The following is a 15,022-nucleotide window of genomic DNA, read 5'->3' as shown; positions in this document are numbered from 1 at the left end:
AGTGCACATCCGTACACTGCGCCACCTTTTGTCCCCGGTGAGCCGTTTAGATGCTGTATCTGTTTCGTATGTCGTTGATGGGCCTGCACTTTATCCTGGCCGGCAGCCTGGGCCTGCTGCTGGGGCTGTGCCGCCCGTTCAACCCCGACAACAGCCGCCTGTGCGCCCGCCTCTACGCCTGGCCGGCCATGTGCATTCTGCGCCTGCGGGTCAAAGCCGAAGTCGGGCCACTGATGGACAAACCCGAGAGCTGCGTGATCATCGCTAACCACCAGTCCAACTACGACCTGTTCGTGTTCGGCAACGTGGTACCACGGCGCACCGTGTGCATCGGCAAGAAGAGCCTGAAATGGGTGCCTTTGTTCGGCCAACTGTTCTGGTTGGCGGGCAATGTTCTGATCGATCGCGGCAACCCGCTTAAGGCCCGACGCTCGATGCTCACCACCACCCACACCCTGCAGCACAAGAACACCTCGATCTGGGTCTTCCCGGAGGGCACGCGCAACTTCGGCGAAGAACTGCTGCCCTTCAAGAAAGGCGCCTTCCAGATGGCCATCGCCGCCGGCGTGCCGATCGTGCCGGTGTGCGTCAGCAGCTACATCAAGCACATGCACCTGAACCGCTGGAACGGTGGCAAGATCCTTATCCGTTCGCTGCCGGCTATTCCCACGGCCGGGCTGACCATGGACGACATGCCCTTGCTGATTGCCCAGTGCCGCGAGCAGATGCGCGAGTGCATTGCCAACATGGATCGCCAACTGCAAGCGGCCTGAAGCTGCCGGCCCATCTGTGACGCCACCAAGCCCGCCTCGTGCGGGCTTTTATTTGTCGCCGAACTCAAGCTGCACCAGTGACTCTGATGCTGCATTGCAGGCTAAGCTGCTGCTGATCTGTCATCGCCACCATTGATAAGAAGAAGTGAACCGCAACCATGGGTAGAGTTGTTGCTGCCGCCGTTTATAGCGGCGGGAAGAAAGTCGCTGATATCAGCCTCGACGAAGGGGCTGCCTGGGCCGCGAAACCCGGCCACTTCGTCTGGATCGGTCTGGAAGAACCCAACGCCCACGAGCTGGCCAATCTGCAGCGCCAGTTCAACCTGCACGAACTGGCCATTGAGGACGCTCTGGAGAAACACAGTCGGCCCAAGCTGGAAACCTTCGGCGACGCACTGTTCATCGTCACCTACTCCCCCGTGCGGACCGAAGGCAAGCTGGAGTTCATCGAAACCCACATCTTTGCCGGCAACGGTTACATCATCACCGCCCGCAACGGCCAATCGGCTTCCTACGGCTATGTCCGCCAGCGCTGTGAGGCGCGCCCACTGTTGCTCGAGCACGGCGAAGACTTCGTCCTCTATGCCTTGCTGGACTTCGTCACCGAGAACTACCAGCCGGTCAGCGAGGCCATCCACGGGGAAATCGACGAGCTGGAACGCAATGTGCTGAGCAACTCACTGAACGAGCGGGATATCCAGAACCTCCACGGCCTGCGCCGCGACGTGCTGCGACTGCGCCGTTATGTGGCGCCCATGGTGGAGATCAGCGAGGAGTTGCAGAAGCTCAGCTTTCCGTTCATCGACAAGAACATGCGCCCGTACTTCCGTGATGTGCAGATTCATGTCACTCGGCAGATGGAAGACCTGTCGACCCTGCGCGACATCGCCAGCCAGACCATCGAGATCGGCGTGCTGCTGGAGGCTTCTCGGCAAAGCATCGTGCAACGCAAGTTCGCCGCCTGGGCAGCGATCCTGGCGTTTCCAACAGCGGTAGCCGGGATCTACGGGATGAACTTCCAGAACATGCCGGAACTGAGCTGGCACTACGGCTACTTCGGGGTGTTGGGCTTCATCAGTGTCGGCTGTGTCGGTCTCTGGGCCAGCTTCAAGCGCTCAGGCTGGCTCTGAGGGACGATGGCCCTACCCTTGCGGCAGGGCCACAGGCGCACTCAGGCCGCTTCAGGCTTGTGAGCGACGAAGCGCATCATCCACTCCGCAACGGTGGTGCCGTGATGATCGTGCTCAAGGCTGGCCACGCCTTTCTGGTAGATCTGCTCGCCGAGAAACTCCTGGCGCAGATCCAGCAGGGCCCGGGAGTAATCGTGGATGAACTCGGGATGCCCCTGGAAGCACAGCACCTGGTAGTTGATGTGGTAGGCCGCGAAGGGGCAGAAATCACTGGAGGCAATCACCGTGGCATTTTCCGGCAACGCGGTGACCTGGTCCTGATGGCTGATCAACAGGGTCAGTTCCTCCACCACCGGGCTCATCCAAGGCGCCTTGGCCGCCAACTTGTAGCTGTGGGTTCCCACGCCCCAGCCCTGACTCGCCCGCTCGCTCTTGCCCCCCAGGAGCAACGCCAGCAACTGATGACCAAAGCAGATGCCCAACAGCTTGTCGCCGCGCTCGTAGCGACCCAAAAGGTAGGTCCTGAGGGTTTCGATCCAGGGATCGGTACCGAAGGAATCGGCCTTGCTGCCCGTCACCAGATAGGCATCGAACTCCAGCTCATCGCCGGGATACTCGCCCTGGACCACGTTGTAGACACTGAACTGGGCGGCGATGGGCTGCTGGGAAAACAGACGCTGGAACATCTGCCCGTAACCCTGATATTGATCGACCAGTTCGGGACGCAGGATGTCGGTTTCAAGAATGCAGATGCGTAGCGACATAAAAAATTCCTGACAAGGCGATGGCAATAATGAACACCCCAGAGCCTGCCTTGAAATACCACGGCAAGGCAAGCCCCGGGGCGGGTCATTTACTGCCCGCTTGTGTCAGAACAACTGGCCCTGGCGGGCCTTTTCCAGGAGCAGCGTCGGCGGGGTGAAACGCTCGCCATACTGCTCCGCCAGGTACTGCGCGCGAGCGACGAAATCCTGCACCCCGTACTGATTGATGAACTGCAGGGCGCCACCGCTCCAGGCCGCAAAACCGATACCAAAGATCGAGCCGATATTGGCGTCAGCGGTGGACTGCAACACGCCCTCCTCCACACAGCGCACGGTTTCGATGGCCTGGATAAACAGCAGGCGGTCGCGCACATCCTGGGGCGAGATCTGCCCGTCGGCCTTGTAGAAGCGCGTGTGCAATTGTGGCCACAGGTGCTTCTGGCCGCCGGCCGGGTAGTCGTAGAAGCCGCCTCCGGCAGCCTTGCCCGCTCGCTTGTATTCGTTGAGCAACAAATCGATCACGGCAAATGCCGGATGCTCGATGGCAGGCCGGCCTTCGGCCTGCAAGTCCTTGGTGGTCTGCTGGCGAATATGGCTCATCAGGCTCAGGGAAACCTCATCGGAGATTGCCAGCGGTCCGACGGGCATCCCGGCCTTGCGCGCCTCGGCTTCGATCATCGGTGCCGCGATGCCTTCGCCCAGCATGGCGATGCCTTCGTTGGTAAACGTACCGAACACCCGGGAGGTGAAGAAACCGCGGCTGTCATTGACCACAATCGGGGTCTTCTTGATCTGCAGGACAAAGTCGAAACCTCGAGCCAGGGTTTCATCGCTGGTCTTCGCCCCTTTGATGATTTCCACCAGAGGCATTTTCTCCACCGGGCTGAAGAAATGCAGACCGATGAACTTGTCCGGATTGGGTACTGCGGTGGCCAGCCCGGTAATGGGCAAGGTGGAGGTGTTGGAGGCAATCACGGCGTCCGCGCCGACCACCTGCTGGGCAGCCCTGGACACCTTGGCCTTGAGTTCTCGATCCTCGAACACGGCTTCGATGATCAGGTCGCAGCCGGCCAGGTCGGTCTCTTCAGCCGTGGTGAGAATCCGCGCCAAGATTGCCTCACGCTGCTCGTTGCTCATGTGTCCGCGCGCGACTTTTTTCTCCAGCAGCGCAGCCGCGTGGGCCTTGCCCTTCTCCGCCGCTTCGCGGCTTATATCCTTGAGCACCACCTCGATGCCTGCGACGGCACTGACGTAGGCAATCCCCGCGCCCATCATCCCGGCACCGAGTACCCCGAGTTTTTTCGTGGTCTGCGGCGCTATGCCTTGAGGACGTGAACCGCCGGCATTGATCTCGTTGAGCTGGAACCAGAAGGTGCCGATCATGTTCTTCGCCACCTGGCCGGTGGTCAGCTCGGTGAAGTAGCGGGTCTCGATCAGTTGCGCGGTGTCGAAGTCCACCTGGGCACCTTCAACGGCGGCGCAGAGGATCTTCTCCGGTGCCGGGAAGCAACCCTGGGTCTTGTTCCGCAGGATCGACGGGGCAATGGCCAGCATTTGCGCCACTTTCGGGTTCGCCGGCGTACCTCCGGGAATCTGATGGCCGCGCACATCCCAAGGTTGCCTGGCTGCCGGGTTGGCCTGAATCCAGGCCCGGGCCTTGGCCAGCAGGTCGTCGCGATCTGTCGCCAGTTCGTCGATCAGGCCGGCCTGCAGCGCCTGCTGCGGACGCACTTTCTTGCCCTCCAGCAGATAAGGCAAGGCCTTCTCCAGGCCCAGCATGCGCACCATGCGCACCACGCCACCGCCACCGGGCAGCAGGCCCAGAGTCACTTCCGGCAGACCGATCTGTACCGACTTGTCGTCCAGTGCAATTCGGCGATGGCAGGCCAGACAGATCTCCCAGCCACCGCCCAGAGCGGCACCGTTGATCGCGGCGACCACGGGCTTGCCCAGGGTCTCCAGGGCACGCAACTGGCCCTTGAGGGTCAGCACCATGTCGTAAAAGGCCTTGGCCTGCGGCTTGCCGACCTTGATCAGCTCATTGAGGTCACCACCGGCAAAGAAGGTTTTTTTCGCCGAGGTAATGATCACCCCGGCAATGGAATCCTGTTCGGCCTGCAGCCGGGCCACTGCAGCGGCCATGGCATCGCGGTACACCGCGTTCATGGTATTGGCGCTCTGGCCCGGCATATCGATGGTCAGGACGACGATCTGATCCTGGCCCTTTTCGTAACGGATGGCATCGGTCATGAAGGAAATTCCTTGAAGTCGGGGCTCAGAGGCGTTCGATGATGGTGGCGATACCCATACCGCCGCCGACACACAGGGTGGCCAGGCCATAGCGCTGGCGCCGGACTTCCAGCTCGTCGAGCAAGGTGCCGAGAATTGCGCAACCGGTGGCGCCCAGTGGATGGCCCATGGCGATGGAGCCGCCGTTGACGTTGACCTTGGCCGGATCGATGGCCATGTCCTTGATGAACTTGAGCACCACCGAGGCAAAGGCTTCGTTGACCTCGAACAGGTCGATGTCCTCGACTCGCAGCCCGGCCTTGGCCAGGGCCTTGCGAGTGGCCGGTGCCGGGCCGGTAAGCATGATGGTGGGATCGGTGCTGGTCACCGCAGTGGCAACGATCCGCGCCCGGGGCTTGAGTCCCAGCTCCCGGCCCTTGGCTTGCGAGCCGATGAGCATCAGCGCCGCACCGTCGACGATTCCTGAACTGTTGCCCGGGGTGTGCAGATGGTTGATGCGTTCCACATGGCTGTAGACCCGCAGCGCAGTGGCGTCGAAGCCCATCTGCCCCATCATCTCGAAACTCGGCTTGAGGTTGCCCAGGCCTTCCAGGGTCGAATCGGCACGAATGAATTCGTCGTGGTCCAGCAGCACGATGCCGTTCTGGTCCTGAACCGGCACCAGGGACTTGCCGAAGGCACCGCTGGAGCGCGCACGGGCAGCCTTCTGCTGGGATTGCAGGGCAAAGCGGTCGACGTCCTCGCGGGAGAAACCTTCCAGGGTCGCAATCAGGTCGGCACCTATCCCCTGGGGCGTGAAATGACTGTGCATGTTGGTCTCAGGGTCCAGTACCCAGGCGCCGCCATCACTGCCCATGGGGACCCGCGACATGGACTCGACGCCACCGACCACCACCAGTTCCTCGAAGCCCGAGAGCACCTTCATCGCGCCCAGGTTGACCGCCTCCAGCCCCGAGGCGCAGAAGCGATTGATCTGCACCCCCGCCACGCTCACATCCCAGTCCGCCGCCTGGACGGCGGTCTTGGCGATATCGGCCCCTTGATCGCCGATAGGGGTCACGCAGCCCAGGACCACGTCGTCCACCTGGCTGGTGTCCAGCTCGCAACGTTGTTGCAGGGCCCGCAACAGGCCGGCTACCAGATTCACCGGTTTCACACTGTGCAAGGCGCCATCAGCCTTGCCTTTGCCACGGGGCGTGCGTAACGCATCGAATATCAAAGCTTGGGTCATGACGTCCTCGAACCGCTATCCAGGGGGGAAATGTCGAGCTCCCACATTAGGCGCGGCAGCGACGGATTCAATGACCGATGCGCTCAGCCGCCTTGACGGTGACGCTCAGACGAACGGTAGGCAGCTAAGCGATCCACCGATGAAGGGTCGCGAGCTGTCTAGCCAAAGGGCGGCCACCCGGTATTCGGGCGGATTTATAGCTTTTTAAGGAAGTGCAGCTACAACTTCATACGAATTGGATCTAAGCCAGAGGATTCAAGGCCCCTAAGGTAGAAACTGTAGGAAGTCCCAGACGGATTCTGCGCCGGGACAGATCAGAAAAAGGACACATAGCCGGCTCATCGTAAAAAAACAGCGACCGGCGTGCATAGATGCTCAGGAATAACAACAAAAGGCATTCAGCCATGTTCAAACATTCGAAAGTACGCCAGGCGGGGCTCATTCTCTTTGCAACCACACTGCTGCTGATCTTGCCGAACCTCACCAAAGTGATCGGCTGATCTGTGGCTGCTCGACCAACGAGATAGAAAATCGCCCCCCGGTTCCTACCGGGGGACAGTTTTGCGTGCCAGTCTTCCCGAGGAACTGGAGGACGTTATCGGCATCAGTGCCGAGGGCCTGGCCCAACAGTTGCGCAACGTGGTGCTGGCCCCCAACGCCACGGTGGTGAGCTACAGCGACACTAGCCAGCATGCCCTGGAAGCCGAAGATACCCTGGTCAAATGCGGCCATTTCGGTATCGTCAACGGCGGTAACCATGAAAAACTCCGGGCTGCCCTGTTCGACCATGTGTCGCAACCAGAGGATGTACTCCCCGGCGACGAACCCACTGACGACGATCCGATGGACATCAATTGAAAGCTCTCATCCTTTGCGCTGCTCTGTTGTCGAGCAGTCCGCTACACGCTGCGCAACTGCTGATCGACCTGGGCTCAGACAGCCGCACCTGGCAAACCGAAGAACTGCTCAAGCACCCCGAAGCCCGGGACATCCGCATCAAGGACGATGTGTCCTACAAGCGCGAGATGCATTACCGAGCCGTGCCCATGGCGGCCCTGCTCAAGGGCCTCAAGGCCGAGGACCATCTGCAGGCCGTGGCTCTGGACGGCTTTGCCGCAGAGTTGAATGCCGCGCCCCTGCTCAATCGCAAGGGCGCCCAGGCTTGGCTGGCCATTGAGGACCCTGACAAACCCTGGCCGTCACTGGCAGCGGACAAGCCCAGCGCCGGGCCTTTCTACCTGGTGTGGAGCAACCCTGCGGCCGGGCATATCAGCCCAGAGCAATGGCCGTTCCAGGTTGCGCGCATTCAGCGCCTGGCGCCGGTGGCGGAGCGTTTCCCGGCCCTGGGCCCGGACCCGAAGCTGGCGGTCGATGATCCAGTCAACCAGGGGTTCGCCCTGTTCCAGAAGAACTGCCTGGCCTGCCACCGACTCAATGGCGCTGGCGACTCTCAGTTCGGACCGGACCTGAACATTCCCTATAACCCCACCGAGTATTTCGGCAGTGATTTTCTCAAGCGCTATATCCGCGATCCGCAAAGCCTGAGGCGCTGGCCCCAGGCGAAAATGCCTGGGTTCAGCAACAGTGTCCTGCCGGATGGGGAGCTGGAATTGTTGCTGGAGTACCTCCGGCATATGGCGGGGCGCAAGCAGATTCCTTGAGTCCCTTTCGCCGGCGAGCCGGCGTTTGCAGAAGTGACTGCTGCTTGCACAATCCTGGTATGCATCTGTTCGCCGGCACCGCCCCGGCGAAAGCCTCGGCCGCGCTGGTAGCCACATCCGTTGCCCTCAATGTGTAGGCCATGAGCTGGTGAAGCCCTGCATCAGGTCGACCAGAGCGGTGCGATCACAGCGCCTTGCGCATTGCTGACTGGCAAATTCACGCAACGCTTCATCAGCCTCGGTCAGGCGAGCACCTGCTGGCGCTCACTGTCGTGGGGCGTCAGGCTCAAGTACTGGATGCTGGTTCGTACCGGGTGCTGGTGCTGGTAGCGATAGGCGGTTGCGTGGCTGATGGAGAGTCTCACGCAGCCTCCAGGTAGGCACGGTGAATGGCATCGCCCAACTGGCGCACCAGGGGAATGAAGTCGGTCAGCCAGGCATGCAGGCCCTCGTCGAGAATTTCATCAATGCCGATGCAGCGCAGACGCGCATTCATCTGCGCCGCCAGACGCTGGGCCGGAAGCCCGTTGTCCCCTGGCAGGCTGGCGAGGATCTGGTCGATCTCCTCGGTGCAAGCGCGCAACGAGCGCGGCACGTCGGCATGCAACAGCAGCAAATGGGCGACATGCCGGGCTCCGGGAGCTTCGCGGTAGATCTCGGTATAGGCCTCGAAGGACGACAGGGCGCGAAGCAAGGCGCTCCATTGGTAATACGCACGGGCGGTAGCGTCACCGACCGCATCAACCTGGTCGCCAGTCATCTCGTAGCGGGCATCCAGCAGGCGCAGGGTATTGTCGGCCCGTTCGATAAAGGTGCCCAGGCGGATAAACCGGAAAGCATCGTTGCGCATGATGGTGCCGTAGGAGGCTCCGCGAAACAGGTGGGAGCGCTCCTTGATCCATTCGCAAAAGCGGTTCATGCCGTAGGTACTGAGACCTTGGCGGGCAATCTGTTGAATATCCAGCCAGGTGGCGTTGACGTTTTCCCACATATCGGCGGTGATCCGCCCGCGTACCGCGTGGGCACAGGCCCGGGCCGAACCCAGGCAACTGTAGATACTGGCCGGATTGGCGGCATCCAGGGCAAAGAACTGCAACAGCCGCTCGGCATGCAGCGTCTCATGGCGAGCCCGGTAATCCTCAAGGGTGCCGGTGATCAACAGCGGCATGGCCAGTTCATGCAGACCGTCACCGTGCCCATCCTGGGGCATCAGCGACAGCGAATAGCTGACGTCGAGCATCCGCGCGAGGTTTTCCGCGCGCTCCAGATAACGGGACATCCAGTACAGGTCTGAAGCGGTTCGACTCAACATGGCAGGCGTCCTTAATCCTCCACTACCCAGGTGTCCTTGGTGCCGCCAACCTGGGAGGAGTTCACCACCAGGGAGCCTTCACGCAGGGCCACACGAGTAAGACCACCGGACACCACACGGGTTTCGCGATCGGCGAGGACAAGCAGCAACCTGGCGTGCCTACCCTCGCTGCGCGAAGCCGCTGCCCCTCCCTTGTACGTAATGGCCAGGCGCAGGTTTTGGCTATCACCAGCATAGTCAGAGTTGATTTCACCGCTGGGGGACACACGGGGATAATCGCCCCATCGAGCAAACACTTCACCAAGCCTGATGAAGTTGCTGCTGCAACCTTGATGACGCCGATGACAACCGGGTCCGGGCTCTCCCGACCGGTTCCCTCTCCTGACCGGTCTTCCCTTTTAGCCACCCTATCGGGTGGCTTTTTTTTGCCTTTGCCGCCCCTGAAAACACAATTGGCCGACCCGCAGGCCAGCCAATTGTCAGTCTCGATGCACACAACCTTAGCTATACCAGACGCCCACGGATCTCCTGTTTCACCCCCCAGCCTTCAATGATGCCGCCCAGGGGTTCGACCACTGCCTCGAAGTCCTGTTCAAAATCCCCGATGCCGCCATGGGTGGCGTACATCACCTTGCTCAACTCCAGATACCAGGCGCCGTCGTCACGCACGCTGACCTGGGCATTCAAGGATTCACCGCGAAACTGTCCTGCCGCCCTGCGTGCCCGCTCCTCATCCGGGAAAATGGCGTAGAACTCGATGGGATGGAATCGTGAAAAGTCAAAACCGCCTTCTTTCATGCGGCGCAACACACTGCTGCTGAGGTCTTCTTGAAAGGCTGTGCTCATGAAACGTCCTCCTCAAACCGATGGATAGACTTTCCGTGCTTCCCGACCCACCGGCCAAAAGTGACCGGCATCACGACCCGGGGCGGGTCGTCAGGAAACAAGCATGGAGCTGACAAGATCAGAGCTTAGCGAAGAATTCGCTGATCTCGTTTGCAGATTAGCGCCAACACCTGGACGACGCCAGAAATTGCTGTCGGAGCCCTCTCTGCTCTCATTACATCGGCGTAATGCTGAGAATCTGAATGCTGTTCTGCTCTTTCAAGCTCTTGAGGGTGGGGGAGTCGGTGCGCCCATCCAGATCATTGAGATCCAGTTCGGCACTCACTGGCAGCAACCTGGCCCGGACCAATTGTGCGGCGCGTTCCAACGTCGGTTGCTGCTCGCAATCGAACTGCTCGACGGACTGGACGCCATGATCATCCACGAAAGTGACTTGCCACTTTTGCATCAACGCCTCCTTGATAGCCCCATGAGTGGACCTACAGCATCTCGACCTTGAGTGCGAGGCAAACGTTCCACAGTGCTGGCGGGGACAAACCAATAAAAAGACCGCCCGGAGGCGGCCTTGATGAATCCCGTGGACAATCAGCCGACTACGGCTTTTCGGCACGGGCCTTGAGCGCCTTCAAAGTGTTGAAGGGCGCGTCCACCACGAACTTGTTGGCCAGCCAGGACGGCACGCTGCCACCCGGCTCGGTATGCACCTGGTAGGTCACTTCCACCTGATCGGCCCCTTTGGGCACAAACTTCCAGTAACCCTCAACCTGGGACACACGCACGAAGCCTTTCTCTTCGGGAATGTAGGTGGGCACGCCTTCCAGTTTACGGGTCAGGCTGCCATCGGCGGCCTCGCTGGAGGTAATGTGCAGCACCGAGTCACGGGCAGTCACTGGCCAGGGGGTATTGAACTGAGTGTAGGTCCAGCTTTGATCGCCCTCATGCTTGAGCAGCTTCTGGCTCTTGCACTCATGAATCCAGGAGCAGGCACCGGCCACGTCTTCCTGCAGCGCGCGAAGCTTGGCGATGGAGGTCTTCATGGTGGTGACGCCGCGATAGGCCTTGTATTTGGAACCGGCCACTTCACTCAAGGAAATCTTGATGCCGTCTTCATCCTTGGCCGTTTGCCAGTCTTCGGCGTGGGCCGTTGCCGACAGCAGCACGGTTAAACCACAGAGCACAGCAATTCGATGCAGCGAACCCATTGTCTTATTCCTTATTGTTGAAGTTCCGTTCATTAAAACTAAGCAGCCGTCACTTGCTCCCACCAACCGAGCAAACGGATGGCGTCTTCTCGGCTTTCGCCACACACCTCAGGATCCGCCTGAAATGCCCCACAAACCGCTGGCCGCTCCGGCCTGCCGAAAAGACCGCACAGGTGTTCGACAGAAAGGTGCAGGCAACGTTCTCCCGCCGGCTTGCCATTGGGCATTCCAGGAATCGGCGTACTGATAGAAGGGGCAATGCAGCAAGCGCCACAACCTTCACGGCAGTTCATGACGAAAAGCTCCTCGCGACAAGCATAGTGTTGAATGAGGCCGGACAAGAGTAACCGCTAAAACAGCCGTTTAAAATTACTCAAAGAACGGATTTGACGCACAACCGTGCGTGACTGATCAGTCTCCGACAAAGTGCCGGTCAACTCGGTCACAGAGAGGTTGATGAATTTACTGCTTGAACTCGAAATCCAGGGCAGCGCCCTCGATATCCCGACGCTCCTCGTTGCGTAACTGCAACTGCATTTCGTTGCTGAGCAATCGACCGTTGAGCTGGAACGGACTGCTGTCCTTGGGCTTCTCGCCAAACATCTGCGGCAGCAGAGGCTCGCGCTTGGGCAGCGGCAGCGCTCCCACAGGCTGCAAGTGCTTGACCATTTCCGGTGGCAGGCTCAAGTCGAGCTTGGGACTGGCCAGAGGTGTGTTGATATCTTGATAGGCCCACTTGGACTTGGCCTTCTTGGGCGCAGGCTTGGCCTTTTTCTTGGGCTGGGCTTTGCTGGCATTGGCGGACGGTTTGGTCTTGCTCGCTGGAGCCTGCTTGGTGCTGGAGGCCTTGCTTGAATGAGTAACGCTGGCAGCCGGTTTATCCGGGGTCGAGGCCGCCTGGACAGGCGCCGCAACGACTCCCAAGAGGCAGGCACTCAACCAGATGACAGGAAAAAAGGCTTTCATAAAGGCAGGTAGATCGACAAAAGGTGCCCTATGCTCGCTTGTTGCAAGCCCCATGACAAGCATGGGACCGCACTGTCTAGAATCCGCCGGCCGCTTCTTGGCATAACTGACTGGCGAGCATGCCCAGGGTCATCAAGGCTCGCTCGGCCTCGCGGTTCCAAGGTGTCCCGCAATTCAGGCGCACGCAGTGGTTGAACTGTTCGGTGTTACTGAAGATCAACCCCGGAGCGATGCTGATGCCCTGCTGCAAAGCCCGCACGTGCAGTTCCTGGGTGTTGACCCGTCCCGGCAGGCTGACCCAGAGAATGAACCCGCCGTTGGGCCGGGTAATCTGCGTACCTTCCGGAAAATGCTGCTGCACCGCCAGTTGAAAGGCGCTGAGGTTCTTGCGGTATTCCTGGCGGATGTAGCGCAGATGACGGTCATAACCACCGTTCTCCAGATACGCCGCAACACCCATCTGCGTCACGCTGCATGCGGAATGGGTACTGAAGGTCTGCAGGCGCTGGATCTCCTGCTGATACTTGCCAGCAATCATCCAGCCGATACGCACTCCCGGCGATAGGGTCTTGGAGAAGCTTGAGCAGTAGATCACCCGGTCCAGGCGGTCATAGGCCTTGAGGGCCTTGGTGCGCCCCACTTCGAACATCAACTCGCCGTAGATATCGTCCTCGACCACCTGGATATCGAAGTCCGAAGCCAGGCGCAGCAGTTGCTTCTGCCGCTCCTCCGGCATGGTTCCGCCCAGGGGGTTGCTCAGGCGCGTAGTCAGTACCAGGGCCTTGATCGACCATTGGTTGGCCGCCAGCTGCAGGGCCTCAAGGCTCATGCCCGTAGAGGGGTCGCTGGGAATCTCGATGACCTTGAGCCCCAGCAGGTCCGCCAGTTGCAGCAGCCCGTAATAGGTCGGCGATTCCGCGGCGATCAGATCACCCGGCCGGGTCAGGACCCGTAGGGACATCTGCAAAGCATCGACGCATCCGTGGGTAATCACCACTTCCGAAGGGTCGACCACGACTCCGGCATCGCGCATGCGAATCGCCACCTGACGCCGCAAGGGCTCGAATCCCGGGCTGAACATATAGCTGAACGCCCGCGGACTGTGAAAACGCGTGACCTTGGCCAATTGCTGGTGCAGCGCACGCACCGGCAAATAGTCAACGCTGGGCACTGCCGCACCCAGGGGAAACACGCCCTCGCGACGGGACTCCACCAGCACCTGCTGAATAATGCTGCTGCGCGTGACCAGTCCTGGACGTTCGACCCGGGCAATATCCGGGGTCGGCGCGGTCAGAGCCGGGGTCTGGTGCACGTAGTAACCCGATTGGGGACGCGCGCGGATCAGTCCCTGATCTTCCAGATTGGCGTAGGCCTGGAGCACCGTGGCGTGGCTGACATTGAGCTGCGAGCTCATCTTGCGCACCGACGGTACGCGCTCCCCCGGCTGGTAGACACCACGGCGAATATCCTCAGCCAGTTGCTGAGCGATACGTTGATAGAGCAAGAGATTGGTCATGGCGCAGCACTCGATTTCACGGCGTTTTATTCTTGTGTGAAACAATACCGGCACAGTTTAGAAGTGTACTGGGACAGTTTCTACAATAGTCGAGGACACAGGCCAGTGAAAAGTAGAACTGTCGGGTTTTTGCGACACCCTCAGACATAAAAAAACCCAACGCTTGCGAGGCGTCGGGCTTTTCAGGGGCAAAGGGATCAGTGTTTCAGCGAGCAGCGCCGAGCTGGCCCTTGTCGTCGGAGAAGACGATTTCCACCCGACGGTTCTGCGCCCGGCCCCGCTCGGAGGCATTGGCTTCCACTGGGTACTCGTCACCATAGCCCTGGACATGGACACGCTTTTCGTCGATTCCCAGGTCCACCAGCACATCGGCCACCGCCTGGGCACGATCGCGAGACAGCTGCAGGTTGCTCTGACGCTCCCCGGTGTTATCGGTGTAGCCCTCGATGCGTACCACGCGCTTAGGGTTCAGCTGGAGGAACTGCACCACCTTGAGCACCGTGCGGTTCGCCGAACTCTTCAACTCAGCTTCACCGGTGTCGAACAGCACGTCTCCCAGCGTCATCACCAGACCACGATCGGTCTGGGTGGTGGCCAGGCTGATGATCTGCTCTTCGAGCCATTTGCCCTGCTGCTGCACGCTCAGCAACTTGGCCTCACGCAGGGCCAGTTGCAGACGTTGACGCTCCAGCTCGAGCTTGGCCGCACGCTCCTGATTCAGCGCCTGTTCGGTGTGCTCACGGGCGATTTCGCTGTAACGACGGCTCAGGTAGGCATAGTGCTCCACGTCGCCGCCGCTGCCCCAGTAGGTCGACAGACGATCGGCGCGAGCCAGGGACTCACCCGCACGTATCACGTCCTTGGGCGCGATACGCAGCACATTGGAGTCTTCCTTGACCTTCTGGAAGTCGTTGCCGGCTTGCTGCAAGGCTTCCTCACTGTGCTGGCCGGCGCAGCCATAGAGACCGGCGCAGGCCAACAGCACAGCGCCGCCGAAGATACGGATAGAGAGGCTCATTGGGCGTCTCCCAACTGCTTGCGCAGGCGCGTAATGCGGGTATTGAGCACATTCACCTGCTCCTGGCTTTTCTGAGTCAGGACCTTGGCTTCTGCCAGACGCGCATCCAGCTCGGCCTGCTCGGCGCGCATCCGCGCCTTCTTGTACGACTCATCCTGCATATTGCCCTGGGCACGGGCGAACTTGTCTTCGGCCAGTTTCAACTCAGGCATGTCCTCGGCCGAAGCCCCCACGGCCTTGGCTTGTTCCAGGGCCTGGGCAGTAAGGCGCATCTGCTCGTTGGGCGCCGGATCGGTTGCACAACCCGCCAAGGCCAACAGGGCCAGGGCAGCGAAAAGAGGTCGAATAGTCAC

At 60.4% G+C, this 15,022-nt stretch carries 16 protein-coding genes and 2 pseudogenes; 4 read left to right on the top strand and 14 right to left on the bottom strand.

From position 1 onward, the window contains the following. The first annotated feature begins 50 nt into the window (after positions 1-50). Both PQT43_RS23175 and PQT43_RS23170 read left to right on the top strand, forming a co-directional pair. Positions 51-773, top strand: coding sequence for a lysophospholipid acyltransferase family protein (locus PQT43_RS23175; RefSeq protein ID WP_110652116.1), 723 nt, complete (start codon positions 51-53; stop codon positions 771-773). A gap of 158 nt (positions 774-931) precedes the next feature. Then, entirely contained in the window at positions 932-1,903 is a 972-nt protein-coding gene (locus PQT43_RS23170; protein WP_102878954.1) for a magnesium and cobalt transport protein CorA, read from the top strand. Between the two features lie 41 nt (positions 1,904-1,944). Here PQT43_RS23170 and PQT43_RS23165 read toward each other — a convergent pair whose 3' ends face one another. The 3 genes from PQT43_RS23165 to PQT43_RS23155 form a co-directional block, all read right to left on the bottom strand. Further along, positions 1,945-2,667: an amidotransferase gene (locus tag PQT43_RS23165; protein WP_267269627.1), complete on the bottom strand. Its 723-nt coding sequence runs from the start codon at positions 2,665-2,667 to the stop codon at positions 1,945-1,947. 105 nt (positions 2,668-2,772) lie between these two features. Further along, a complete protein-coding gene (locus PQT43_RS23160; RefSeq protein WP_253084488.1) occupies positions 2,773-4,917 on the bottom strand; it encodes a 3-hydroxyacyl-CoA dehydrogenase NAD-binding domain-containing protein in 2,145 nt (714 codons plus the stop codon). 25 nt (positions 4,918-4,942) lie between these two features. After that, on the bottom strand, positions 4,943-6,148 hold the full coding sequence (locus tag PQT43_RS23155) for an acetyl-CoA C-acetyltransferase (protein WP_272754712.1): 1,206 nt from the start codon (positions 6,146-6,148) through the stop codon (positions 4,943-4,945). A gap of 561 nt (positions 6,149-6,709) precedes the next feature. Between PQT43_RS23155 and PQT43_RS23150 the strand changes: the two genes are divergently transcribed. Both PQT43_RS23150 and PQT43_RS23145 read left to right on the top strand, forming a co-directional pair. Continuing rightward, positions 6,710-7,006, top strand: coding sequence for a hypothetical protein (locus PQT43_RS23150; protein WP_272754711.1), 297 nt, complete (start codon positions 6,710-6,712; stop codon positions 7,004-7,006). Then, on the top strand, positions 7,003-7,809 hold the full coding sequence (locus PQT43_RS23145; protein WP_267269625.1) for a c-type cytochrome: 807 nt from the start codon (positions 7,003-7,005) through the stop codon (positions 7,807-7,809). The genes PQT43_RS23150 and PQT43_RS23145 overlap by 4 nt, the downstream gene beginning before the upstream one ends. Positions 7,810-7,891: 82 nt before the next feature. On the opposite strand, the pseudogene PQT43_RS23140 reads toward PQT43_RS23145, so the two are convergent. The 11 genes and pseudogenes from PQT43_RS23140 to PQT43_RS23090 all read right to left on the bottom strand — a co-directional run. Beyond that, positions 7,892-8,174, bottom strand: a pseudogene (locus PQT43_RS23140) (transglutaminase N-terminal domain-containing protein); the annotation flags it as partial. Next, positions 8,171-9,121, bottom strand: coding sequence for an alpha-E domain-containing protein (locus PQT43_RS23135; RefSeq protein WP_267269624.1), 951 nt, complete (start codon positions 9,119-9,121; stop codon positions 8,171-8,173). The pseudogene PQT43_RS23140 and the gene PQT43_RS23135, both read right to left, overlap by 4 nt. Positions 9,122-9,132: 11 nt before the next feature. Then, positions 9,133-9,240: pseudogene (locus PQT43_RS23130) on the bottom strand (hypothetical protein); the annotation flags it as partial. A 385-nt stretch (positions 9,241-9,625) separates the two neighbouring features. Then, on the bottom strand, positions 9,626-9,967 hold the full coding sequence (locus PQT43_RS23125) for a ribonuclease E inhibitor RraB (RefSeq protein ID WP_102878950.1): 342 nt from the start codon (positions 9,965-9,967) through the stop codon (positions 9,626-9,628). A 214-nt stretch (positions 9,968-10,181) separates the two neighbouring features. Further along, on the bottom strand, positions 10,182-10,415 hold the full coding sequence (locus tag PQT43_RS23120) for a hypothetical protein (RefSeq protein ID WP_102878949.1): 234 nt from the start codon (positions 10,413-10,415) through the stop codon (positions 10,182-10,184). 145 nt (positions 10,416-10,560) lie between these two features. Beyond that, a complete protein-coding gene (locus PQT43_RS23115) occupies positions 10,561-11,169 on the bottom strand; it encodes an START domain-containing protein (RefSeq protein ID WP_102863884.1) in 609 nt (202 codons plus the stop codon). 38 nt (positions 11,170-11,207) lie between these two features. Beyond that, a complete protein-coding gene (locus PQT43_RS23110) occupies positions 11,208-11,462 on the bottom strand; it encodes a YkgJ family cysteine cluster protein (protein ID WP_102863885.1) in 255 nt (84 codons plus the stop codon). A gap of 169 nt (positions 11,463-11,631) precedes the next feature. Continuing rightward, positions 11,632-12,135 (bottom strand): translation initiation factor 2, encoded by a 504-nt coding sequence (locus PQT43_RS23105; protein ID WP_123392209.1) that lies wholly within the window; start codon positions 12,133-12,135, stop codon positions 11,632-11,634. Positions 12,136-12,211: 76 nt separating this feature from the next. Further along, a complete protein-coding gene (locus PQT43_RS23100; protein WP_110652120.1) occupies positions 12,212-13,651 on the bottom strand; it encodes an aminotransferase-like domain-containing protein in 1,440 nt (479 codons plus the stop codon). 205 nt (positions 13,652-13,856) lie between these two features. Then, the gene (locus PQT43_RS23095; RefSeq protein ID WP_102863888.1) at positions 13,857-14,669 is read right to left on the bottom strand and encodes an OmpA family protein; all 813 of its coding nucleotides are present in this window, start codon (positions 14,667-14,669) and stop codon (positions 13,857-13,859) included. Then, positions 14,666-15,022 (bottom strand): DUF4398 domain-containing protein, encoded by a 357-nt coding sequence (locus PQT43_RS23090; RefSeq protein WP_102863889.1) that lies wholly within the window; start codon positions 15,020-15,022, stop codon positions 14,666-14,668. Before PQT43_RS23090 ends, PQT43_RS23095 begins: the two co-directional genes overlap by 4 nt.

Source organism: Pseudomonas sp. BLCC-B112, from assembly GCF_028550695.1.
Lineage (GTDB): Bacteria > Pseudomonadota > Gammaproteobacteria > Pseudomonadales > Pseudomonadaceae > Aquipseudomonas > Aquipseudomonas danubii.
Note: the sequence above shows the minus strand (reverse complement) of the source record. Positions and strands in the feature narration are given on the sequence as shown.

Bases quoted from the DNA above. Each gene is read 5' to 3' on its own strand.
- PQT43_RS23175 (WP_110652116.1), top strand. From the start codon at position 51: ATGCTGTATCTGTTTCGTATGTCGTTGATGGGCCTGCACTTTATCCTG.
- PQT43_RS23170 (WP_102878954.1), top strand. From the start codon at position 932: ATGGGTAGAGTTGTTGCTGCCGCCGTTTATAGCGGCGGGAAGAAAGTC.
- PQT43_RS23165 (WP_267269627.1), bottom strand. From the start codon at position 2,667: ATGTCGCTACGCATCTGCATTCTTGAAACCGACATCCTGCGTCCCGAA.
- PQT43_RS23160 (WP_253084488.1), bottom strand. From the start codon at position 4,917: ATGACCGATGCCATCCGTTACGAAAAGGGCCAGGATCAGATCGTCGTC.
- PQT43_RS23155 (WP_272754712.1), bottom strand. From the start codon at position 6,148: ATGACCCAAGCTTTGATATTCGATGCGTTACGCACGCCCCGTGGCAAA.
- PQT43_RS23135 (WP_267269624.1), bottom strand. From the start codon at position 9,121: ATGTTGAGTCGAACCGCTTCAGACCTGTACTGGATGTCCCGTTATCTG.
- PQT43_RS23125 (WP_102878950.1), bottom strand. From the start codon at position 9,967: ATGAGCACAGCCTTTCAAGAAGACCTCAGCAGCAGTGTGTTGCGCCGC.
- PQT43_RS23120 (WP_102878949.1), bottom strand. From the start codon at position 10,415: ATGCAAAAGTGGCAAGTCACTTTCGTGGATGATCATGGCGTCCAGTCC.
- PQT43_RS23115 (WP_102863884.1), bottom strand. From the start codon at position 11,169: ATGGGTTCGCTGCATCGAATTGCTGTGCTCTGTGGTTTAACCGTGCTG.
- PQT43_RS23110 (WP_102863885.1), bottom strand. From the start codon at position 11,462: ATGAACTGCCGTGAAGGTTGTGGCGCTTGCTGCATTGCCCCTTCTATC.
- PQT43_RS23105 (WP_123392209.1), bottom strand. From the start codon at position 12,135: ATGAAAGCCTTTTTTCCTGTCATCTGGTTGAGTGCCTGCCTCTTGGGA.
- PQT43_RS23100 (WP_110652120.1), bottom strand. From the start codon at position 13,651: ATGACCAATCTCTTGCTCTATCAACGTATCGCTCAGCAACTGGCTGAG.
- PQT43_RS23095 (WP_102863888.1), bottom strand. From the start codon at position 14,669: ATGAGCCTCTCTATCCGTATCTTCGGCGGCGCTGTGCTGTTGGCCTGC.